The 19,739-nt window shown below is 71.6% G+C and carries 21 protein-coding genes; 10 read left to right on the forward strand and 11 right to left on the reverse strand.

Annotated elements, in window-relative coordinates; all coding sequences use genetic code 11:
- The first annotated feature begins 82 nt into the window (after positions 1-82).
- The 3 genes from NBZ85_RS01870 to NBZ85_RS01880 all read left to right on the forward strand — a co-directional run bounded on the left by NBZ85_RS01870 (position 83) and on the right by NBZ85_RS01880 (position 2,210).
- Positions 83-373: a hypothetical protein gene (locus tag NBZ85_RS01870; protein ID WP_261557188.1), complete on the forward strand. Its 291-nt coding sequence runs from the start codon at positions 83-85 to the stop codon at positions 371-373.
- Positions 374-511: 138 nt separating this feature from the next.
- Positions 512-1,366, forward strand: coding sequence for an NAD(P)H-binding protein (locus tag NBZ85_RS01875; RefSeq protein WP_261561423.1), 855 nt, complete (start codon positions 512-514; stop codon positions 1,364-1,366).
- Positions 1,367-1,490: 124 nt separating this feature from the next.
- Positions 1,491-2,210: a DedA family protein gene (locus NBZ85_RS01880; protein WP_261561424.1), complete on the forward strand. Its 720-nt coding sequence runs from the start codon at positions 1,491-1,493 to the stop codon at positions 2,208-2,210.
- 25 nt (positions 2,211-2,235) lie between these two features.
- On the opposite strand, the gene NBZ85_RS01885 is transcribed toward NBZ85_RS01880, so the two are convergent.
- Positions 2,236-3,246 carry an NADP-dependent oxidoreductase gene (locus tag NBZ85_RS01885; protein ID WP_261561425.1) on the reverse strand — a complete coding sequence of 337 codons (1,011 nt, stop codon included), beginning with the start codon at positions 3,244-3,246 and terminating at the stop codon, positions 2,236-2,238.
- A 204-nt stretch (positions 3,247-3,450) separates the two neighbouring features.
- Here NBZ85_RS01885 and NBZ85_RS01890 point away from each other — a divergent pair, with 204 nt between their 5' ends.
- Complete coding sequence (locus NBZ85_RS01890) at positions 3,451-4,068, forward strand: TetR/AcrR family transcriptional regulator (RefSeq protein ID WP_261557181.1); 618 nt, start codon at positions 3,451-3,453, stop codon at positions 4,066-4,068.
- A 181-nt stretch (positions 4,069-4,249) separates the two neighbouring features.
- Here NBZ85_RS01890 and NBZ85_RS01895 read toward each other — a convergent pair whose 3' ends face one another.
- Together NBZ85_RS01895 and NBZ85_RS01900 are read right to left on the reverse strand one after the other, a co-directional pair.
- Positions 4,250-4,795, reverse strand: a complete 546-nt coding sequence (locus tag NBZ85_RS01895; RefSeq protein ID WP_261557180.1) for an NUDIX hydrolase — start codon at positions 4,793-4,795, stop codon at positions 4,250-4,252.
- A 241-nt stretch (positions 4,796-5,036) separates the two neighbouring features.
- On the reverse strand, positions 5,037-6,293 hold the full coding sequence (locus NBZ85_RS01900; RefSeq protein ID WP_261557178.1) for a M20 metallopeptidase family protein: 1,257 nt from the start codon (positions 6,291-6,293) through the stop codon (positions 5,037-5,039).
- A 159-nt stretch (positions 6,294-6,452) separates the two neighbouring features.
- Between NBZ85_RS01900 and NBZ85_RS01905 the strand changes: the two genes are divergently transcribed.
- Complete coding sequence (locus NBZ85_RS01905) at positions 6,453-6,674, forward strand: VOC family protein (protein WP_261557177.1); 222 nt, start codon at positions 6,453-6,455, stop codon at positions 6,672-6,674.
- 13 nt (positions 6,675-6,687) lie between these two features.
- Here NBZ85_RS01905 and NBZ85_RS01910 read toward each other — a convergent pair whose 3' ends face one another.
- The 7 genes from NBZ85_RS01910 to NBZ85_RS01940 all read right to left on the reverse strand — a co-directional run bounded on the left by NBZ85_RS01910 (position 6,688) and on the right by NBZ85_RS01940 (position 12,283).
- A complete protein-coding gene (locus NBZ85_RS01910; RefSeq protein ID WP_261557176.1) occupies positions 6,688-7,059 on the reverse strand; it encodes a hypothetical protein in 372 nt (123 codons plus the stop codon).
- Between the two features lie 198 nt (positions 7,060-7,257).
- Complete coding sequence (locus NBZ85_RS01915) at positions 7,258-7,464, reverse strand: hypothetical protein (protein WP_261558070.1); 207 nt, start codon at positions 7,462-7,464, stop codon at positions 7,258-7,260.
- 230 nt (positions 7,465-7,694) lie between these two features.
- Complete coding sequence (locus tag NBZ85_RS01920; protein WP_261558071.1) at positions 7,695-8,300, reverse strand: response regulator transcription factor; 606 nt, start codon at positions 8,298-8,300, stop codon at positions 7,695-7,697.
- Positions 8,297-9,676 (reverse strand): sensor histidine kinase, encoded by a 1,380-nt coding sequence (locus NBZ85_RS01925; RefSeq protein ID WP_261558072.1) that lies wholly within the window; start codon positions 9,674-9,676, stop codon positions 8,297-8,299. Before NBZ85_RS01925 ends, NBZ85_RS01920 begins: the two co-directional genes overlap by 4 nt.
- A 16-nt stretch (positions 9,677-9,692) precedes the next feature.
- Positions 9,693-10,511 (reverse strand): ABC transporter permease, encoded by an 819-nt coding sequence (locus tag NBZ85_RS01930; protein ID WP_261558073.1) that lies wholly within the window; start codon positions 10,509-10,511, stop codon positions 9,693-9,695.
- The gene (locus NBZ85_RS01935) at positions 10,508-11,509 is read right to left on the reverse strand and encodes an ABC transporter ATP-binding protein (protein WP_261558074.1); all 1,002 of its coding nucleotides are present in this window, start codon (positions 11,507-11,509) and stop codon (positions 10,508-10,510) included. Before NBZ85_RS01935 ends, NBZ85_RS01930 begins: the two co-directional genes overlap by 4 nt.
- Before the next feature lie 141 nt (positions 11,510-11,650).
- Complete coding sequence (locus NBZ85_RS01940) at positions 11,651-12,283, reverse strand: TetR/AcrR family transcriptional regulator (protein WP_261561426.1); 633 nt, start codon at positions 12,281-12,283, stop codon at positions 11,651-11,653.
- A gap of 156 nt (positions 12,284-12,439) precedes the next feature.
- Here NBZ85_RS01940 and NBZ85_RS01945 point away from each other — a divergent pair, with 156 nt between their 5' ends.
- Complete coding sequence (locus tag NBZ85_RS01945) at positions 12,440-13,375, forward strand: LLM class F420-dependent oxidoreductase (protein ID WP_261558076.1); 936 nt, start codon at positions 12,440-12,442, stop codon at positions 13,373-13,375.
- Positions 13,376-13,446: 71 nt separating this feature from the next.
- Here the strand turns inward: NBZ85_RS01945 and NBZ85_RS01950 are convergent, their stop codons facing one another.
- Positions 13,447-14,373 (reverse strand): LysR family transcriptional regulator, encoded by a 927-nt coding sequence (locus tag NBZ85_RS01950; protein ID WP_261558077.1) that lies wholly within the window; start codon positions 14,371-14,373, stop codon positions 13,447-13,449.
- A gap of 350 nt (positions 14,374-14,723) precedes the next feature.
- Between NBZ85_RS01950 and NBZ85_RS01955 the strand changes: the two genes are divergently transcribed.
- The 4 genes from NBZ85_RS01955 to NBZ85_RS01970 form a co-directional block, all read left to right on the forward strand.
- Positions 14,724-16,130 carry an LLM class flavin-dependent oxidoreductase gene (locus NBZ85_RS01955; protein WP_261558078.1) on the forward strand — a complete coding sequence of 469 codons (1,407 nt, stop codon included), beginning with the start codon at positions 14,724-14,726 and terminating at the stop codon, positions 16,128-16,130.
- Between the two features lie 44 nt (positions 16,131-16,174).
- On the forward strand, positions 16,175-17,746 hold the full coding sequence (locus tag NBZ85_RS01960; RefSeq protein ID WP_261561427.1) for an ABC transporter substrate-binding protein: 1,572 nt from the start codon (positions 16,175-16,177) through the stop codon (positions 17,744-17,746).
- A 92-nt stretch (positions 17,747-17,838) separates the two neighbouring features.
- A complete protein-coding gene (locus NBZ85_RS01965) occupies positions 17,839-18,873 on the forward strand; it encodes an ABC transporter permease (RefSeq protein WP_261558080.1) in 1,035 nt (344 codons plus the stop codon).
- 1 nt (position 18,874) lies between these two features.
- The coding region (locus NBZ85_RS01970) for an ABC transporter permease (RefSeq protein ID WP_261561428.1) at positions 18,875-19,739 on the forward strand (865 nt) is incomplete at its 3' end.

Raw genomic sequence — 19,739 nt, forward strand, 5'->3', positions numbered from 1 at the left:
ATCGGGGCACCGGGGAGGCTCCCGCCGGCCGCTGCCGGCCGCTGCCGGTGGGCGGCCCCGGCCGATCGCTATCGTCCGTCCCATGCCCGATGCCGTTCCCGAGCCCGCGGCGGGGGCGGGACCCGTCGAGGAGGCTCTGGCGGCGGCGCAGGCCCTGCTGCGCCGCAATCCGTACGGCTTCCTGACCACCCTGGGCACCGCGGCTCGCCGCGACGTCTCCGGCCGGGTCACCCACGACGGGGCCGTCCCTCCACGCCCGGCTCGTCCTCCACGCCCGGCTCGTCCAGCACCTCGCCGTGACCGACTCGTTCCCGTCGTCGTCGAGCGCCACGCCGGAATCTGGACGCCGACGCCGCCCGACCGCGCTCCCTGACCCCGACCGGGGTGCTCTCGGCAGTGCGGCTACCCGACTCGGAACGCCTCGACGCAGGTCACGCCCGCCGGGCCGGCCGATGCCGCACCATGGCTGAACGGTAGTACTGCCTGTGTATCGCGAGGAGGCTGCAGTCGTATGACGGTTCTGGTGACGGGTGGGCGCGGGTCGGTCGCCCATGCGCTGATCGACGAACTGCTGGCCGTGGACGCGCCGGTGCGGGTGGTGAGCCGGGATCCGGCCCGGGCGGACGTGCCGGCCGGGGTGCAGGTCGCGGCGGCCGACCTCGCTCGGCCGGAGTCGATCCCGGCGGTGCTCGACGGCGTCACCGCCGTGTTCCTCTACGCGGAACCGGCGGGCATCGACGGATTTCTCGACGCCGCTGCGGCGGCGAAGGTCGAACGGATCGTGCTGCTGTCCTCGCAGTCGGCGCAGGAGTCCGATCGCTCGAATCCGATCGTCCACCGGCACGCGGTGGTGGAGGAGGCGATCGCGGCGTCCGGGCTGGCGTGGACCTTCGTCCGGCCTGGGGCGTTCGCCACGAACGCGCTGGGCTGGGCGCCGTCGATCCGGGCCGAGGGCGTGGTGCGCGGCGCCTACCCCGAGTCGCACTCCGCGCCGATCCACGAGCGGGACATGGCGGCGGTGGCCGCCCGCGCGCTGCTCGAACCCGGCCACGAGGGGAAGCACTACGCCCTCACCGGCCCGGAGTCGCTGGCGGCGCGAGCGCAGGTCGAGCTGATCGGCGCGGCGATCGGCCGTCCCCTGCGCTTCGAGGCCCTCCCGCTCGACCAGGCCCGGGCGCAGATGTTGACGCAGATGAGCGCCTCCGCGTGGCCCGGGATCGTGGACACGCTGCTGCGTTACCAGGCGGACAGCGACGGCCGGCCGGTCGCGGTGTCGGACACCGTCGGCGCGGTCACGGGCCGGCCGGCGCGCACCTTCGCCACCTGGGCCGAGGACCACGCGCCGGCCTTCCGCGCCGGACGGTAGGTCTCGGCCTCGTCCTCGCCGGCCTGCAGAGCAAGACCGTCTCGCCGGGTGACGCCCGTGCCACCGGGCGGATCCGTCGACGCCCGTGCGGTTGTGTCGGCTCCGGTGGGAAACGACTTGTGCTGTGTTCGATCAACTCGTGGACGCCATGTCCGGTGCCTGGTGGACCTACCTGCTGGTCTGGGGGATCTGCCTGCTCGACGCGGTCCTGCCGATCGTCCCCAGCGAGACGATGGTCATCACCGGCGGGGTGCTCGCGAGCTCCGGCGACCTCAACCTCATACTGATCATGGTTGCCGGGGCCGTCGGGGCGTTCGCGGGCGACAACCTCGCCTACGGCCTGGGGCACCTGTTCGGTGAGCGCGTCGCCCGCCTGGTCGTCCGGGGACCGCGCGGGGAACGGACGCTCGACTGGGCCCGGCGAACCCTCGACCGCCGCGGCGTCACCCTGATCATCGCCGCCAGGTTCGTGCCGGGCGGCCGGACCGCCACCACCCTGGTGGCGGGCACCACCCACTTCGACTACCGGCGGTTCGTGCCGGCGGCCGCGGTGGGCGCCGTCGGCTGGAGCGGCTACAACGCGCTGCTGGGATTCGTGGGCGGGTCCACCTTCACCGACGCGCCGTGGAAGGGCTTCCTGCTCGCGTTCGGGCTGGCGGGGACAGTCACCGTGGCCATCGAGGCCGGCCGGTGGCTGTGGTCGCGCCGCCACCCCCAGCAGCCCCAGCATTCTCCGCAGCCCCAGCATTCTCCGCAGCCCCAGCATTCTCCGCAGCCTCAGCATTCCCACGAGGACCGCACCGCGGACAGGCAGCTGCACACCGGCGGGCGGCGTACTCCCTGAGGGCCCCGTTACGAACGGCCCGTTCTCACGCGACCGTGAGCACGATCTTGCCCTGGATGTGCCCACGCGCAGCTCGTTCGTGTGCTCTTCGGGCATCCGCAAGCGGAAACGTGCTGTCTATGGCGATGCGAAGCGTGCCCGCATCGAGTAGGCGTCCGAGTTCTGCGAGCTGTGGGCCGTTCGAGCGTACCTGGGTACCCGAGGTCGTGACGCCTAGCTTCGCGGTCTCTGCGGGGTCGTAGTCGCCGAAGAACACCGGGTACAACGCGCCGCCGCGCCTGAGCGTGCGCAGGAAACGACTGCTGTCAGGACCGCCGACGGTATCAAGAACGAGATCAACGTTGTGCGCGACTTCCGCGGGACGGCTCTTGGTGTAGTCGATGAACTCGTCGGCGCCGAGCTCGCGCAGGAACGACTCATGCGCGCCCGATGCCACCGCGACGACGCGCGCACGCTTCCATTTTGCCAGCTGTACCGCGAAGTGCCCCACGCCGCCAGCGGCGCCATTGATGAGCACCGTCGTCTCGGCGTCCAGTGTCATCGGGTGATGCTGCGTCTCCTGAAAGGGCGATGGATGATCGTGTCCGAGCTCGATCAGGAACTGCCACGCGGTGAGCCCTGCCATGGGCACCCCTGCGGCCTGCGCGTGATCGATGCGAGCCGGCTTGCGTGCGAGGTTCGACGCAGGCGCGGCCACGTACTCGGCATAGGCGCTGCCCTCGAGGCTGGGAAAGCGAAGGAGGCCGAAAACTTCGTCGCCGGCAGAGAGGTCAGCTACATCCGCGGCGACGGCCTCGACAACGCCTGACACGTCCGTTCCCGGAATGATGGGCAAACTCAACGGCGGCCTCATCGCAGGAGGCACGTTGGTCATTCCTTCGCGCACGTACCAGTCGGGGGGATTGACGCCCACCGCGCGAACGTGAACGAGCACCTCACCCGGCTTCAGCTCGGGAATCGGCACCTCGTCGTAACGCAGCACCTCGGGACCACCAAAATCGTGTAGCCGAATCGCCTTCATCGTGTTTGTCGGCATCGGTTTCTCCTTTCATTGCAGCTGGTGCCAGCGCCACGCGTGCCGCGAGGGCCGGTACTAACCATGAGTGCTGTCGAGGTTGCGGTCGGTATCGCTGCCGGACGGCAACGGCGTCGACCCCCGGAGCGCCCGGCTGCCGGGTTACTCTTAACGGAGCACTGCTCCAAATATATGGAGCAGTGCTCCGATTGTCAAGGTAGGCATATGCGAGCCGACGCCAGGAAGAACTACGACCACCTACTCGCCGTCGCGCGCGCCGTCGTGACCGAGCAGGGCGCCGACGCATCGCTGCGCGACATCGCCCGCAGAGCAGGCGTCGGGCTCGGCACGCTGTACCGTCACTTCCCGACGCGGGAGGCGTTGCTCGAGGCCCTGCTCCGCACAGGCTTCGACGAGCTGACGGCACAGGCAGCCGAGTTCGAAACGTCGAGCTCGCGCGAGGATGCTCTCGTGTCGTGGCTACGCGACTTCGTCGCGTGCGCACAGGAGTATCGGGGCGTTGTGGCGCTGATGATGGCCGCCATCGAAGACACCGAGTCCGCACTCCATGCTTCGTGCGTCACGATGCGCGCGGCAGGCACGCGGCTCCTCACCCGCGCTCAGGCCGAGGGGGTGGCGCGGGCCGACATCGATGGCACTGACCTGTTTGCGCTGGCCGGGGCGCTCGCGTGGCTCGGCGACCAACCCTCGCTCGCGCCGCGAGCCGATCATCTCTTCGGTGTTGTCGCGAGCGCGATCCTGACGAATCGAGCGAGCAGCGATGTCGGGGGGAACGCCGCCCTCGGGCCCGCCGCTGAAATTTTCGAGCAGGCGGACACATAACCGCCTCACTCCTGACGGTCAGCACCACCGGTGTCAGGGCAGCGGCGGCCGTCCCGGCTCCTCGGGGCCGCCACCGGTACTCACAGCGGCATCGGGTCGATGCCGCAGTCCGCCCGGCGCAGTCCGCCCGGCGCTGGTCGCTCGGTCGCTCGGTCGCTCGGCGGTGCTCGGCCGGTGCGGGTCAGCCTGCCAGCACGGCGGCGATTCTCGCCCCGGTGGGCCCATCCAGATCCGACACCGGGATCCAGCGGTGGTCGGTGACCTCGTCGTGACGCAGGTCCACCGTGCCCGGACCGGTGGACCGCAGGATCTGGAAGATAAACCGGAAATCGTAATGCGTGTGCTCCGGTTCGCCCTTCTCCGGATTCTCGGGAATCGAATGGACGTCGATGTCCACCGGAATAGTACGCAGGGGCCGGACCGTCGAGGGGAGAACGCCGGTCTCCTCGGCGAGCTCCCGCAGGGCCGTGGCCACGAGCGTGGGATCGGTGTCGTCGACGTGGCCGCCGGGGAAAAGCCAGCGGTCGAGGGTGCGGTGGCGGACCTGTAGAACGCGAAAGGTCGTGTTCACGGCGATCGCCCCGCAGGTCACGTGGCCTGGCAGGGTGGTGCGGGCGGTGACCGGCGCCGCGGTGGTCGCCAGCTCGAGCAGCGGGACCAGCCTCTCGGCCTCCCTCGGATGCGCGACCAGATAGTCCCGGACCACGGAGATCACCCGATCGTTCAATCTGTATTCCTCATTCATCGTCGGTACTCGTCGTCTGTACGGGGTCGGTGCCGTCGGCCGATGGTCTTCGAATGCCGCCGCCTCATGATGGCACGGGCCGTGGCATTCCACGGCGCGGCCGCCGGCCAGGCCGCGGTGACGCCCAGCGAACGGATCAGCACTCGGCCCCGGTCGCCGCGGGCAAGGAGGCGGGCGTGGTCTGGTGGGCCGTCATTCCGGGGCGTCTCGCAGGTCTGTCGGATCACGGGCTGGCGGCGGCGAGGGCGAGGGCCCGCAGGGCGAGCTCGGCGTGCAGCGCCGCGCCGTCGGGCAGGACCGTCTCGTCGAAGCGGGCGCGCGGGCTGTGGTTGAACGGTGCGGTGCGCGGGTCCGAGCCGGCGGTGCCGGCGCCGATCGCGACGAAGGTGCCGGGTACGAGGGCCAGCACCCGGGAGAAGTCCTCCGAGCAGGCCAGGGGGTGCGTGAGCTCGGTGTAACGGCGTTCGCCGAACGTTTCCGCGACGGCGCGGGCGGCGAGCGCGGTCTCGGCGGCGTGGTTGACTGTCGCCGGCCGTTCCGGCACGAAGCCGATGTCCACCTCGACGCCGTGCCCGTCGGCGATCCCGCCGAGCAGCCGGCGCACGGCCGATTCGATCCGCTCGCCGGTGCGCGCGGAGAAGGTGCGCACGGTCGCCTCGAAGTACGCCTCGTCCGGGATGACGGTCCGCCGGGTGCCGGCCCGCAGCACCCCGACGGTCAGCACCACCGGGTCGAACACGTCGAACTGGCGGGTCACCATCGTCTGCAGGGCGAGGACCATCTCGGCGGCGGCGGTGACCGGGTCGTGGGCGCGGTGCGGCATCGAGCCGTGCCCGCCCTCGCCGCGCACGGTGACGCCCAGCATCGCCGACGCCGAGGTGATCGCGCCGACCCGGCCGCAGAACTGCGCGCGGGGCAGCTCCCCGGAGAACACGTGCAGCCCGTAGGCCGCGGACACCCGGCGCCCGGAGGCGTCGAGCACGCCCTCGTCGATCATCTGCTGGGCGCCCTCCCAGCCCTCCTCTCCGGGCTGGAACATGAACACGACGTCGCCGGGCAGCCGGTCGCGGTGCGCGCTGAGCAGGTGGGCAGCGCCGACCAGCATCGCCGTGTGCAGGTCATGGCCGCAGGCGTGCATGACGCCCTCGATGGTGGACGCGTGGTCGAGGCCGGTGCGTTCCTGCACGGCCAGCGCGTCCATGTCCCCGCGCAGCAGCACCGCCGGCGGGCGCGCGTTCGCCGCCGCCGCGGGATCCGGGTGGAGCGTGGCACTGGGCGCGGGTGCGGTGCCGCGCAGGACCGCCGTCACCGAGGTCGCGCCGCGGCCGGTGGTGATCTCCAGCGGGAGCCCGGCGAGGGCGGCGAGCACCCGTTCCTGGGTACGCGGCAGGTCCAGGCCGATCTCCGGTTCCCGGTGCAGGTGGCGCCGCAGGAGCACGAGGTCGTCCGACATGGAGCGGGCATCGTCGAGCAGCGACATGGCTGTCCTCTCCGCAGGCGGCGGCAAGCAGGCTTGACACGGATGATGTGCGAAGTCCGCGCGCACCGCGGCTTCGGCGGTCTGGAGGACCGATCGGTGGACCCGCTCACCGGCTCGTGCTGGAGCCTGATAGCTCAGACAACACCGAAGGCGGGCAACATGCACATCGACCGTATCGATCATCTCGTGCTGACCGTGGCCGGCATCGACCGCACCACCGACTGGTACACGCGCGTCCCGGGCATGACGCCGGTGACGTTCCGCGGTGGCCGGCGGGCGCTGGCCTTCGGCCAGCAGGAACAGAGGAAGGGCCGGTTGGCCGCACGGGCGCCACCGGGTCGATTACCAGCTGCTACCTCGGCGACCCGGATGACAACCTGATCGAGATCAGCACCTACGACGACGCCGTGCCGCCGATTGCCACCGGCTGACGGGCCTGCTCGGGCACGAGAGTGACCGGCCCGGCCGCGGTGGCGTCGGGCCCGTTCGGGACGCCCACGGCCCGCAGCAGCGCCCACCGGTGCAGCCGCGGCCGCCACAGGGCGAGCACCACCGACGGGAACGTCTGCAGGATCCACACCCCGCCGAGCAGCTGCAGGTTGATGGAGTTCTGGGTGTCGAACCCGAGGACGAAGACCAGCGCACCGGCCTTGACCAGCAGCGAGGCGACCTTCGACACGCGTGCCTCCTCGGCCGCGGTCGCGCCCGGCCGCAGGTACCCGACGTAGACCGTGCGGGTGAACAGGTTCGCCGCCGCAATCGACATGATCGCCGCAGGGACCAGCGCGCCGATGGCGACCGCGGCGAACGCGGCGCCGGTGAACCAGGCGGGGAACTCCCGTAGGTTGAACTGTCAGTGTGGGTGGAGGCTTTCAGCGTGCGACGTGTGGTCCGTTCCGGACGGGTGCGCATGGCGTCGCGGGGTGGGAGCGAGGCGAACCGCCGGCCCGCCCGGCCCGCCCGGTCAGCCGGATACCACGCTGGCGATGGTGATGGCGGTCCCGGCGGCAGCGGCGGCCCCATGCTGCGCAATTTCGATGACCTTGCGCACGATCGGGGCGATCGGGGTCTGTTCCGTCGCGTCCGCGATGCGCGCCTTGGCGTGGCGGCGGTCGGCGCGCGCGGGGGCGACGACCTCCAGCAGGCGGGACGGCCCGGACAGGGCGAGCACGGTGGCGGCCGACCACGCCGGCGTCGACCAGCCCGTCGACGACCCGTGACCAGCCCCCGCCGATCGCGGAGTCCAACCGGTAGAGCTGATCGACCGCCCGCCGCCCGCGGGCGGTGCCGAGCACGGCGTGGACGTCGGCGAGCAGCAGCAGGTCCTCGGCGAGCAGCACGGCCGTCGTCCGCCTTCGGATCGGCGCGGCCGGGACCGCCGTCCCGGCTCCGTTGAGACGGTCACAGCCAGCCGGCGTCCTCGGCGACGCGCAGGGCCTCCATCCGGTTGCGGGTGCCGGTCTTCGCGATCACGGATGACAGGTAGTTGCGCACGGTGCCCTCGGAGAGGAACAGCCGGCCGGCGATGTCGGCGACGGTCGCGCCGTCGCGGGCGGCGACGAGGACGTCACGTTCCCGGCCGGTCAGCGGGCTCGCTCCGCCGGCGAGGGTGGCGGCGGCGAGGGTGGGGTCGACGACCCGTTCCCCGCGGGCGACCCGGCGGATCGCGTCGGCGAGGGCCTCGGCGGGAGCGTCCTTGACGACGAAGCCGAGCGCGCCGGCCTCCATCGCCCGGCGCAGGTAGCCGGTGCGGCCGAAGGTGGTCACGATCAGGACCCGGGTTGCCGGCGCGGTGGCGCGCACCGCCGCGGCGGCGGCCAGGCCGTCGATGCCGGGCATCTCCACGTCCATCAGCACGACGTCCGGGTGCAGCGCGCCGACCTGGGCCACGACCTCGTCGCCGCGGCCGACCTGCCCGACGACCTCGATGTCGTCCTCCAGGGAGAGCAGCGCGGCGAGCGCGCCTCGGACGAGATGCTGGTCGTCGGCGAGCAGGACTCTGATCATCGCGGTGTCTCTCCTGGGCCCGTCTGCGCGCCGTCCATGCCGGCGGCCGGCAGCAGAGTCCTCGCCGCCGGGGCCGGCGGCGAGGCGCTGGCCGGGGTCGGCGTCTGCGGCGGGACGACGACGCGCAGCCGGAAGCCGGGTGTCTCGGCGCCCACGGTCGCGGGCCCGGCCTCGAGCCGGCCGTCGAACGCCGCGACCCGCTCCGAGAGTCCCGCCAGCCCGGCGCCCCCACGCCCACCGCCGTCGTTCGGGGCCGCGCCGTGCGGACCGACGCCGGGCGAGCTGCTCCCAGGCGTGCTGCTCCAGCGCGGGCCGGTGCCGTCGTCGACCACTTCGATGCCGCGTTCGTCGACGGTGACCCGCAGATGGCTCGCGCCGCTGTGGCGTACCGCGTTCACCACCCCCTCGCGGAGCACCCAGCCGAACAGCTCCCGCAGGGCCCCCGGCACCCCGTCGACGGAACCGGGCAGTTCGGCACGGATCCCCGCCGCGGCGAGCACCTGGCGCGCCGCGGCGAGCTCGGTGACCAGGCTGACCTCCCGGTAGCCGGCGACCGTGGCCCGCACGTCGGCCAGACTCTGCCGGCCGAGGGCGGCGACCTCGGCCATCTCGACGGCGGCGCGTGCCGGATCCCGGCCTGCGAGCTTCGAGGCGAGCTCCGCCTTCACCGTGATCGTGGTGAGCGCGTGGCCGAGCAGGTCGTGCAGGTCGCGGGCGATGCGCAGCCGCTCCTGCTCCTTGGCCAGCCGTTCGATCTCCCGATGGGCGCGGGACAGCTCGACCTGGTTACGCGCACCGGCGCGGATCCCGAACATGGTCAACGCGACGAACAGCACCGGCCCGGACAGCGACCACTGCTCGCCGTGCGTCTGCCACCAGCCGATCCGTTCGGGCAGCCAGGTGTCCACGGCGGCGATCGCGAGGATCAGCGGGAGGGAGACGATCGGGCGAAGCAGCAGGACCAGCGCCACGGCCAGGTAAGTCGTCATCACCAGGCCGCCGCCGCCGACGAGCGGCAGGTACGCGGCGATGCAGGCCGCCATGGCGACCAGCACCGGCACCCGCAGCTCGCGTCGGCCATGGAAGGCGATCAGCGGGATGGCCCACAGGTAGAGCAGGCTGAACGCGACGAGCACGCCGAAGCCGAACACGATGACGCCGACGCCGTCGTGCAGGGCGAACATGTCCGAGACGGCATAACCGAGATAGATCAGGAACACGCTGGCGACCCGACGCCACCGCCACGGGTCCATGCCGACACGGCTCCGCTGATCCGGCAGCACCGGATGCGGCAGCGCCGGCTGCAACAGCCAGCGGCGCAGCACCCCCGGCGCGGACGTACCGCCCGCGCCGGTGTCGGCCATCCGCTCGGGCATTGTCAACGCCTCCCCGTCAGGTGCGGAGCTGGTCGCGCAGGTAGGCGCGGCCGGCGACGGCGCCGAGGACGACCGTCCACACCGCCAGGGTGGCCAGGCCGCGGCCGCCGACCCAGCCGCCGGCGAGCACCGCCCGGCCGGCCTGGGCCGACCAGTACATGGGCAGCAGCTTCACGATATCGGCGAGCCAGCCCGGGAAGTTCTCCACCGGCACCCAGATCCCGCCGGCCAGGGCCAGCAGGCTGAACACCCCGCCGGTGATCGCCTGCATGTTCTCCGGGCGCACCAGGTAGCCGAGCCAGATCGCGAACGCCGCGAGCGGCACCAGGCCGAGCAGGATCGACGCCCCCGCGCCGAGGTACGTCCCGGCCGACAGGCGGACCCCGCGCATCGCGTCGCCGGCCGCGAACACGGCGACGATCGGCAGCACGGCCAGGGTGAAACCGGTGGTCACCTTGCCCAGCACGTACTGCGGGCCGGTCAGGGCGGTCAGCCGAAGCTGCCGGTTCCAGCCGATGGAGCGTTCGGTCGCGATCCGCCCGGCGGTGCCGAGGACGGCGTTCATCGCCCCGAACGACGCCATGCTGATCATGATGTAGGGGGCGACGGTGAGGTCGCCCAGCCGGTCGTCGGCGCCCGAGGAGCTGAACGCGCCGAACAGGATGATCGGTAGGGCGAGACTGAAGATCAGCAGGCGGGTATTGCGCCAGACCCGGCTGACCTCGGACCGGACGTAGCGCAGGTACGTGACCGCCGCGCCGGTGATCGGGACCGCGGTGATCGGGGCATCGGCGGTGGGCACGGCTGCGGGGCTGGCTGCGGGGCTGGTGGTCATGCCGAGGTCTCCTCACGGCCCGCGGCGGCGCCGGTGGTGGCTACGTCGTCGCTGGTCAGGGCGATGAAGGCGTCTTCCAGGCCGGCGCCGACGACCTCGATATCCTCGGCCGCCGGGTGGGCGGCGAGCAGGGCACGCAGGGCCGCATCGCTGTCGGGGCAGGTCAGGGTGATCGATTCGCCGCGGCTCTCGACCCGCGCCACGCCCGGCAGCCGGCCGAGCCCGGCGAGCCCGGCGTCGTCGAGCCCACGCAGCGTGGCCCGGATCGTCCGGCCGCCGACGAGGGCCTTGACCTCGGTGGTCGGGCCGTCGGCGATGACGCGGCCGCGGCGCAGCAGGACGATCCGGTCGGCGAAGGCGTCGGCCTCCTCCAGGTAGTGGGTGGCGAACAGGACAGTGCGTCCGCCGGCCGCCCAGGCCCGCATCGCCGCCCAGAACGCCCGGCGGCTCTCCACGTCCATCGCGGCCGTCGGCTCGTCGAGGACGATGAGGTCCGGGTCGGGGAGCAGGGCGAGGGCGAAGCGGACCCGCTGGCGCTGCCCGCCGGAGAGCCGGTCGGTGCGGGCGTCGGCGAGATCGCCGATGCCGGCGCGGGCCAGCACCTCGGCGGTCGGCAGCGCGTGGGGATAGAGGGCGCGCACCGCCGTCAGCATCTTCCCCACGGTGATCTCGGGCAGCAGCCCGCCGTTCTGCAGCATCGCGCCGACCAGCCCGGCGGTGCAGGCCTGGCGCGGGGCGCGGCCGAACAGTCGCACAGTGCCGGAGTCCGGGCGGGTCAGGCCGAGCAGCATGTCGATCGTGGTCGACTTGCCGGCGCCGTTCGGCCCGAGCAGGGCGACCACTTCGCCGGGCGCGATCGCCAGGTCGACGCCGTCGACGGCCTGCACGCTGCCGTACCGCTTGCGGACGCCGACCAGGTGCACGCTGTGCGGCGGCGTCGGGTCGGACTCGGCGCCGGCCCGGAACGCCGATCCGGGCGGCGAGGGGGTTCTCGTCATGGTCCGAGGGTCCCGGTTCGCGGCCGGCCGCCCCAGTCATCACCGTCACCGTCCCGCCATGACAACTGTCATGCTGACGGAGAGATCAAGGATCTGCGCGCGCCACGTCGTCGGCGGTTGAGGCGGCGGTGGCGGCGGGGATCAGGCGGCGGTGGCGCCGCCGGACGCGCCGAGGGCCCGGAAGACGAAGTCGGTAACCCGGTCCGCCGTCTCGTCGGTGCCGTCGGTGCCGTCGGTGCCGTCGGCCGACGGGCACAGGAGCTGGCGGTCCAGGGCCCGGCCGAGAACCGCCTGGATCTGCTCGGCGTCGGCCCGCGGGTCCGCCCAGGGGAAGGAACCATCCTCGACGCCTCGGCGCAGGATCGCCGCGAGGGCCTCTTCCTGCGTGGTCTGGAACCGCTCCCGTTCCGCGGCGAAACCGCGGGCCCGGCGGGTCTCCTCGGAGCTCAGGATCAGCGCGCGGCGGCGGCGGGGCTGCGTCGACATCAGGTGCAGCACGCCGTCGATCCAGCGGTGCAACGCCTCGCGGGCGGTCGCGGCCGCGGTGATCGACGAGGTCAGCTCGGCGGTGACGCGCTCGCAGTCGCGGCGGAACAGCGCCAGCAACAGGCTGTCCTTGGACGCGAAGTGGCGGTAGAAGGCGCGCGTCGACAGGCCGGCGGCGTGCAGGATGTCGGTGATCGACACGGAGACGCCTTCGCTCGCGAGCAGGCACCGGTAGGCGGCGTTCATGATCAGTTCTCGCTCGTCGTCCTGGTCGTCCAGGACCGCCATGGTGCCACCTCCTCGCCCTCGTCACGTCCCGCCGCAGCGCCGGAAATGCCTTGACGATCATCCTACCGGCGTTGGGCCGCCCGCCCGAGCTCGACCCCACCTCCCGGCCCGGGGGGCCGCCGCGCGGATCGGGCGGCCGTTTGCCAGGGTGGACGGATGGACCTGCGTATCTTCATCGAGCCTCAGCAAGGCGCCTCCTACGAGCGGCAGCTCGCCGTGGCGAGGGCCGCCGAGGACGCCGGCTTCGACGGATTCTTCCGTTCCGACCACTACCTGCGGATGGGGCCGGGTGATCCGTCGCCGGGCCCCTCGGACTCCTGGGTGACGCTGGCGGCCCTGGCCCGCGAGACCTCGCGGATTCGGCTGGGCACCCTCGTCACCTCCGCGACCTTCCGGTTGCCCGGGCCGCTGGCCATCGCCGTCGCGCAGGTGGACGCGATGAGCGGCGGCCGCGTGGAGCTGGGCCTCGGCGCCGGATGGTTCGAGGCGGAACACACCGCCTACGGCATCCCGTTTCCCTCGGTCGAGGAGCGGTTCGACCGGCTGACCGAGCAGCTTGCGATCATCACCGGGCTGTGGGGAACCCCACCCGGCGAGACCTTCTCCCACGACGGCCGGTACTACCAGCTCGCCGACAGCCCGGCGCTGCCGAAGCCGGCGCAGCGGCCCCGGCCGCCGATCATCATCGGGGGAGCCGGGCCGCGGCGCACCCCGCAGCTCGCCGTCGCCTACGCGGCCGAGTTCAACGCCGCCTTCGCCCCCGCCGAGGTGGTCGGGCGGCGGTTCGCCCGAGTCCGGGAGGTGGCCGCGGCGGCCGGGCGGGATCCGGCGGGCCTCGTCTACTCCACGGCGAACGTTGTCGTCTGCGCGAAGTCGGACACTGACCTCGCCCGGCGGGCCGAACGCATCGGCCGGGAGGTCGACGAGCTGCGCGCCAACGGCTTCACCGGCACTCCCGAGGAGATCCTGGCCAAGCTCGCGACCTTCGGCCCCGACGGCGCCGGGGCCAGCCGGATCTACCTTCAGGTCCTCGACCTGGACGACCTCGACCACCTCGACCTGATCGCCGCCGAGGTGCTCCCGCACGTCTGAGCGGGCCGGGGCGGCGGCCACCGGGCATCGGCACCGCGGCACGTCGGCACCGCGGCACGGTACAGGGAGTTTCAGGCTCTCCTGACGAGCTGGAGGCTCTCGACGACCGTCTCCGTCTCCGCCGCCGCCGGCTCGGCGAGCAGCCGCCCCAACGCCGCCGCGACCCGCTCCGAAATGATCGTGGCCAGGCCGTGCCGGGACCAGACCGCGAGCGGCAGCGGCGCGGGTTTCGGCAGGTCGTCGCGCGCCGCGAGTCCCTCGGGCGTCTGCCCCATGGTGGCCATCAACGCGACCCCCAGGCCGGCGCCCACGGCCGCCTGGACGCCGGCGAGCTGGATCGCCTCCGCGCCGATCACCGCGGGGATCGCCTGCGAGGACAATGCCTCCAGCGCGCAGGTGCGCAGCGCGCAGGGATGGTCGAAGGCGACCACGGGCACCGGCTGCGCCGCCGCCGGCCGCCGCCACATGGGGGAGGAATACCAGGTCAGCTCCAGCTCACCGACCGGCGTCGCGCGCAGGTCGTTGGGCGGGCCGAGCAGCAACGCCAGATCGATCCGCCCCGCGTCCAGCCCTTCGCGCAGGGTGGTGCCGCGGTCGATGCGGAAGCGGATGCGATAGCCGGGCAGGGACTGCTCCAGCGCCGCGGCGAGGAAGGGCAGCAGCTGCGCCGCGGCATGCTCCGTCGAGCCGATCACGACCGTCTGCTCGGTCTCCATGCCGAAACCGTGCAGGGTCTCGTCGTGGATGGCCAGGATCCGCCGGGCCTGGCGGAGCAGGTGCTCGCCGTCGGGGGTCAGCCGGGAGCCGCGTCCCTGGCGTTCGATCAGCGCGCGCTCCGTGGCGGACTCCAACCGGCGCACGTGCTGGCTCACCGCCGCCTGGCTCAGGTGCAGTGACGTCGCGGCCCGCTGGAAGCCGCCACACTCCGCGACAGCGACGAAGCTGCGCAGCGGGGCGATGTCCAGTACTCGTCGCATGTCGGTCAGGGTACTGGACATTCATAACCGAACGCGATTGATCGCCATAACGAAGCGTCGTTGGACATTTTGACGCCGGACCAGCATGCTCATCGACATGACCCAGTCGACGGCCGTGTTGCTCACGTGTTGCCGTTGGCTCGATCTTGCCCGTGGCCAGGCAGCGCTCTGTCGCTGACCTGACCGGTCGCTGCGCAGCCGCAGCCAAAGCCGTCGCCCGTCGCGACGCGACGTAGGTATCTCCCTCCCTTTTCCGCGTGCTTGAGCGCGCCCATTACGTCGTAACCGGAGCCGTAACCGGAACCGGATTCGTCCCGATGGACGCCGCTGTCGTCATGCGCGTTCCGTCCCCAGCTCGGGAAGGTCCCACCATGTCTGTTCGCACGCTCAAACTGGGCGCCGTCCTCATCGGCGTCGGCGGTCCGGGGCAGCACAACACGTGGCTGAGCCCCGAGCTCCCGGGTGACGCCAGCGTGGACGTCCGCTGGTACATCGCCCGCGCCCAGGAGGCGGAGGCCGCAAAGTTCGATCACGTCTTCATCGTGGACAGCCAGTTCATCACCGCGGACTCCCCGAACCACTACCTCAGCCGGCTCGAGCCGTTGACGCTACTGTCCGCTATCGCCGTTCACACCCACCACATCGGCCTGGTCGGGACGATCACGACGTCCTACAACGAGCCCTTCAACGTCGCCCGCCGCCTTGCCTCCCTCGACCACATCAGCGGCGGCCGCGCCGGCTGGAACGTCGTCACCAGTGGCGACTCCGGAACGGCGGGCAACTACAGCCGCGACGAGCACTACGACTATCCGACCCGTTACGGGCGCGCGTTCGAACACGTGGGGGTGGCACAGGCGCTCTGGGACTCCTACGAGGCGGACGCCTTCCCCCGCGACAAGCAGCGCGGCCAGTTCTTCGACCGCAGCCGTCAGCATGCGCTCAATCACAAGGGCGAATTCTTCTCCGTGGTCGGACCACTGAACCTGGAGCGCACTCCCCAGGGGCAGCCGGTCATCTTCCAGGCGGGCGACTCGGAGGAAGGGCGCGACCTCGGCGCGAGTATCGCCGACGCAATCTTCACCCACTCGCAGACGCTCGAGCAGGCGCAGGCATTCCGTACCGAGCTGCGGGCCCGGGCGGCGGCCAAGGGGCGCGACCCGGAAAACCTGCTCATCGTCCCCGGGATTTTCCCGATCATCGCCGACACCGATGAGCAGGCCCGTGCCAAGGAGGATGCGATCGTCGGGGAGGGCAGCTTCGAGCGGGCCCTGGCCGAGCTCGGCCGGCCCTTCGGCTGGCACGACTTCTCGCAGTACGACTTGGATGCGCCGTTCCCCGAGGTGGGGGAGATCGCCGAGCGCAGCTTCCGCACCCACGCGGACGCCATCACCACGCTGGCGCGGGAGAACAATCTCACGCTGCGCCAGGTGGTCGAGCGTCAGCTGCAGGCCCGCCGCTCGCCCTTCGTCGGATCGCCCCTGACCGTCGCGAACGAGATTGCGCGCTGGTTCGAAGGCGGCGGCTTCGACGGCATCAACATCACCGTGAACGTGCCGAGCGAGTTCGCGCGCTTCACCGATCAGGTGCTGCCGATCCTGCGCGAACGAGGCGTCGTCCGCGCCGAATACGAGGCGACCACGCTGCGCGGCAACCTCGGCCTGCCGATTCCCGAGAACCGGTACACGGCGGCCCGACGCCGCGAGGAGCAGTCCACCGGCCAGGAGCAGTCCACCGGCGAGGCGGTGGCCGACAGTACGGCCCCGGTGCTCGTCCCCTGAACCACGCAACATTCCCGTCGAGATCCGAACAGAGAAAGAAGCCAATGACCTCCGCGCAACATCTGCCGTCCGCCCGCCGCACGAGACGCGGCGCCGTCCTCGGGGCCCTGGTGGCCCTCGCGGCCCTCGTCCTCAGCGCCTGCGGCTCCGGCTCCGGCTCCGGCACCGCGGCCGCCGGCGGCGGAGGCGGTGGCGGCAAATCGACCACTCTCAAATGGGCCTCCTCCTTCTTCCCGACGCACTGGGATCCGGTGGTCGGGGGTAGCGGTGCCCAGTTCCGCATCCTCGCCCTGCCCTACGCGGCACTGACGAAGACGGACGCGAAGGGCAACGCCGTCCCGGATCTGGCACAGAGCTGGGTCTACAACGGGACCGGCGACGAGATCACGTTCCATCTGCGGCCGAACCTGACGTTCAGCGACGGCACTCCGGTCAACGCCGCGGCGGTCAAGAACGCCATCGACCGGGCCAAGACGCAGAAGAACTCGGCGCTGTTCGGTGACCTCACCTCGATCAAGTCGGTCACGACCGGCGGCGACCTGGACGTGGTCGTCCACCTCACCCAGGTCGATCACCAGATCCCGCTGCTGCTCGGTGAGCGCGTGCTGCAGATCGCCAGTCCCAAGGCCGCGGCGGACCCGGCGAAGCTCGACCAGAACCCGGTCGGCGCCGGACCGTTCATCGTCACGCAGCTGATTCCGGGCACGAAGGTCGTGCTCAAGAAGAACCCGAACTACTGGGACGCCAAGAACATCCACATCGACAACGTGCAGCTGGTCTCGGCACCCGACGTGTCGACGGTCGTCTCCGGTCTGCAGACGGGCGTCTACAACTTCGCCGACCTCGCCCCGAGCCAGGCGAAGGCCGCCAAGGCGGCCGGTCTCGACGTCTTCGTGCAGCCGGGCTTCAACGCCTCGAACATCAGCCTGAACATCAACAAGGCGCCGTTCGACAACCCCAAGGTCGTCGACGCGGTCCGCTACGCCACCAACCGGCAGGAGTTCGTCGACAAGCTCACCTTCGGGTACGGCAAGCCGACCAACCAGCCCTTCCCGCCGGGTTACGTCGCCTACGACGAGAAGTCGGCGAACCTGTACCCGTACGACCCCGCGAAGGCGAAGCAACTGCTCGAGCAGGCCGGCTTCAAGTCGGGCCAGATCAAGCTGGACCTGGTCATCCCGAAGGAGGACCCGGCGGCGGAGATCGTGCAGTCGCAGCTCGCGGCGATCGGGATCACCGTCACCATCAAGATCAACAAGAACTGGGCGACGCCCTTCTTCGCCAAGGATCTGACGTTCTCGCTGTACGGCACGACCGGTCGTGACTCGGCCGTCCAGACGCTCACGGCGCACTTCGGCCCGGACGGTCCGCTGAACCTCAGCTCGCCGTACGAGCCGGAAGGCTTCGAGGCCGCGATCGCCAAGGTCCGCCAGACGCCGCTGGACGCACCGGACTACCCGCAGGTCCTGCAGGCGGCCACCCGCGCGGGCCTGCAGAGCAAGGCGCTCGTCTTCGACTACTCCAGCCCGAACCTGTTCGCCAAGAGCAAGGCGATCTCCGCGTTGCCCGCCAACCCGGCCCACATCGACTGGACCGGTGTGACCATCGGCGACTGATCCGGCCCACCCCGACCGCACCTGCGCCGACCCGCGGCGCTCATCCCATGCCCACCCACGCCCATCCGGCCTGAAGAGACAGGAGGCAACCCATGGCGGTGAGCACGGCTGACCACGCGGTCGTTGCCGACCCGGGCGCAGCGCTCGCCGCCGCCAGGGCGCGGCGGGCCGCCGGCCGCGTCCTGGTCACCCTCGCCCGTTCGGTCGCGATCTTCGTCCCGGTCTTCCTGGTGGCGACCTTCCTGACCTTCGCCCTGCGGGCGATCAGTGGCCTGAGCCCCGCCAGCATCCAGCTCGGGGAGAGCGCCACCCCGGACGCGGTCGCCCGCATCGAGCACCAGTGGGGCCTGGACCGCCCGTTCCTCGCCCAGTACTGGAGCTGGTTCACCGACATCCTGCACGGCCAGCTCGGCGCGAGCTGGTCCAACGGCACGAACATCTCCGAGCTGATCAGCAACGGCCTGGCCATCAGCCTGTCGGTGGTGACGCTGGCACTGGTCATCGGCGTGCTCTTCGGCTTCGGGCTCGGCACCCTGGCGGCGGTGCGCCGCACGACCTGGATCGACCGGGCGATCACGGGCTTCCTGACGGTCTTCTCGGTGATGCCGCCCTTCGTGGTCGGCATCGTCCTGGTGACGGTCTTCGCCGTCGGGCTCGGCTGGCTGCCGGCCGCCGGCTACGTGCCGGCGAGTGCGGGGACGTGGCCGTGGTTCACCCACATCCTGCTGCCGGCGCTGGCGCTCAGCCTCGACCCGATGGCCGACGTCGCCCGCCAGCTTCGTTCCGGCCTCATCGCCTCCTACCAGGAGAACTACGTGACCGGGGCGATCGTGCGCGGGCTCAGCCCGCGGCGGATCTTCTTCCGGCACGTGCTGCGCAACGGAGTGGGGCCGGCCCTGAGCGTGCTGGGCTGGCGGTTCCCCACGCTCATCGGCGGCTCCGTGGTCACCGAGTGGATCTTCGGGCTGCAGGGCTTCGGCCGGTTCGCCAACGACTCCGCGCAGGCCGGGGACGTGCCGGCGGTCCAGGGCGTGCTCGTCGTCTCGATTGTGCTGGTCGTCACCTTCAACCTGATCGTCAACGTCGTCCTGGGCCGGGTCACCCCGGCCTCACAGCGGGGGGTGTGACATGGTCCGTCGCGTCCTGGCGCTGCCGACCGGCCGGCTCGCCGTCGGCATCCTGTCCGTGATCGTCCTGCTGGCGATCCTCGGCCCGACCCTGGCTCCGCACAACCCGCTGGGGACGAGTGCACTGACCCTGGCCGGCCCCTCCTGGGAGCACTGGCTCGGGACGGACTACCTCGGCCGGGACGTCTTCAGCCGGCTGCTCGCCGGGTCACGCACCAGCGTGCTCGGCTCGGTCGAGGTCGCGCTGATAGCGCTGGCCGTCGGCGTCGTCCCGGGCATCCTGTCGGTGTACTTCGGCCGGGTGTTCGAGTGGTTCACCCTGCGGATCGCCGACACGCTCATCGCACTGCCGTTCCTCATCTACGCCGTGGCCGTCACCGCGCTGCTCGGCAACGGGATCCCGCAGGCGATGTTCACCGTCGGCGTGCTCGTCTCGCCGCTGTTTTACCGGGTCGCGCGAGCGGCGACCCTGACGGTCGCCCGGTCGCAGTACGTCGAGGCGGCACTGATCTCCGGCGCCTCGATCGGCCGGATCGCCCGCCGCCACGTGTGGGGAAAGGTGCTGCCGCCCGTCGCGGTGGCACTGGCCCAGACCATCGGTATCGGCTTCGTCGTCGTCTCCAGCCTGAGCTTCCTCGGCATCGGCGTGCAGCCGCCGGCGCCGACCTGGGGGGGCCTGCTCGCCTCCGACCTCGGCTACCTGTCCTACCAGCCGTGGGCTCCGGTCGTTCCCGCCGCCCTGATCATGGCGACGGTATGGGGCAGCAACCTGCTGGCCGATGCGATCCGCGACGTGTCCGGCGAGGCGGGGCGCGCGCTGCTGAACAACCGCCGGGCCCGCGCCCGTCGCCCCGCCCAGCCCGAAC

Origin of the sequence: Frankia tisae (assembly GCF_025403405.1) — a bacterium.
GTDB lineage: Bacteria > Actinomycetota > Actinomycetes > Frankiales > Frankiaceae > Frankia > Frankia tisai.

Bases quoted from the DNA above. Each gene is read 5' to 3' on its own strand.
- NBZ85_RS01870 (WP_261557188.1), top strand. From the start codon at position 83: ATGCCCGATGCCGTTCCCGAGCCCGCGGCGGGGGCGGGACCCGTCGAG.
- NBZ85_RS01875 (WP_261561423.1), top strand. From the start codon at position 512: ATGACGGTTCTGGTGACGGGTGGGCGCGGGTCGGTCGCCCATGCGCTG.
- NBZ85_RS01885 (WP_261561425.1), bottom strand. From the start codon at position 3,246: ATGCCGACAAACACGATGAAGGCGATTCGGCTACACGATTTTGGTGGT.
- NBZ85_RS01890 (WP_261557181.1), top strand. From the start codon at position 3,451: ATGCGAGCCGACGCCAGGAAGAACTACGACCACCTACTCGCCGTCGCG.
- NBZ85_RS01900 (WP_261557178.1), bottom strand. From the start codon at position 6,293: ATGTCGCTGCTCGACGATGCCCGCTCCATGTCGGACGACCTCGTGCTC.
- NBZ85_RS01905 (WP_261557177.1), top strand. From the start codon at position 6,453: ATGCACATCGACCGTATCGATCATCTCGTGCTGACCGTGGCCGGCATC.
- NBZ85_RS01910 (WP_261557176.1), bottom strand. From the start codon at position 7,059: ATGTCGATTGCGGCGGCGAACCTGTTCACCCGCACGGTCTACGTCGGG.
- NBZ85_RS01920 (WP_261558071.1), bottom strand. From the start codon at position 8,300: ATGATCAGAGTCCTGCTCGCCGACGACCAGCATCTCGTCCGAGGCGCG.
- NBZ85_RS01925 (WP_261558072.1), bottom strand. From the start codon at position 9,676: ATGCCCGAGCGGATGGCCGACACCGGCGCGGGCGGTACGTCCGCGCCG.
- NBZ85_RS01930 (WP_261558073.1), bottom strand. From the start codon at position 10,511: ATGACCACCAGCCCCGCAGCCAGCCCCGCAGCCGTGCCCACCGCCGAT.
- NBZ85_RS01935 (WP_261558074.1), bottom strand. From the start codon at position 11,509: ATGACGAGAACCCCCTCGCCGCCCGGATCGGCGTTCCGGGCCGGCGCC.
- NBZ85_RS01940 (WP_261561426.1), bottom strand. From the start codon at position 12,283: ATGGCGGTCCTGGACGACCAGGACGACGAGCGAGAACTGATCATGAAC.
- NBZ85_RS01945 (WP_261558076.1), top strand. From the start codon at position 12,440: ATGGACCTGCGTATCTTCATCGAGCCTCAGCAAGGCGCCTCCTACGAG.
- NBZ85_RS01950 (WP_261558077.1), bottom strand. From the start codon at position 14,373: ATGTCCAGTACCCTGACCGACATGCGACGAGTACTGGACATCGCCCCG.
- NBZ85_RS01955 (WP_261558078.1), top strand. From the start codon at position 14,724: ATGTCTGTTCGCACGCTCAAACTGGGCGCCGTCCTCATCGGCGTCGGC.
- NBZ85_RS01960 (WP_261561427.1), top strand. From the start codon at position 16,175: ATGACCTCCGCGCAACATCTGCCGTCCGCCCGCCGCACGAGACGCGGC.
- NBZ85_RS01965 (WP_261558080.1), top strand. From the start codon at position 17,839: ATGGCGGTGAGCACGGCTGACCACGCGGTCGTTGCCGACCCGGGCGCA.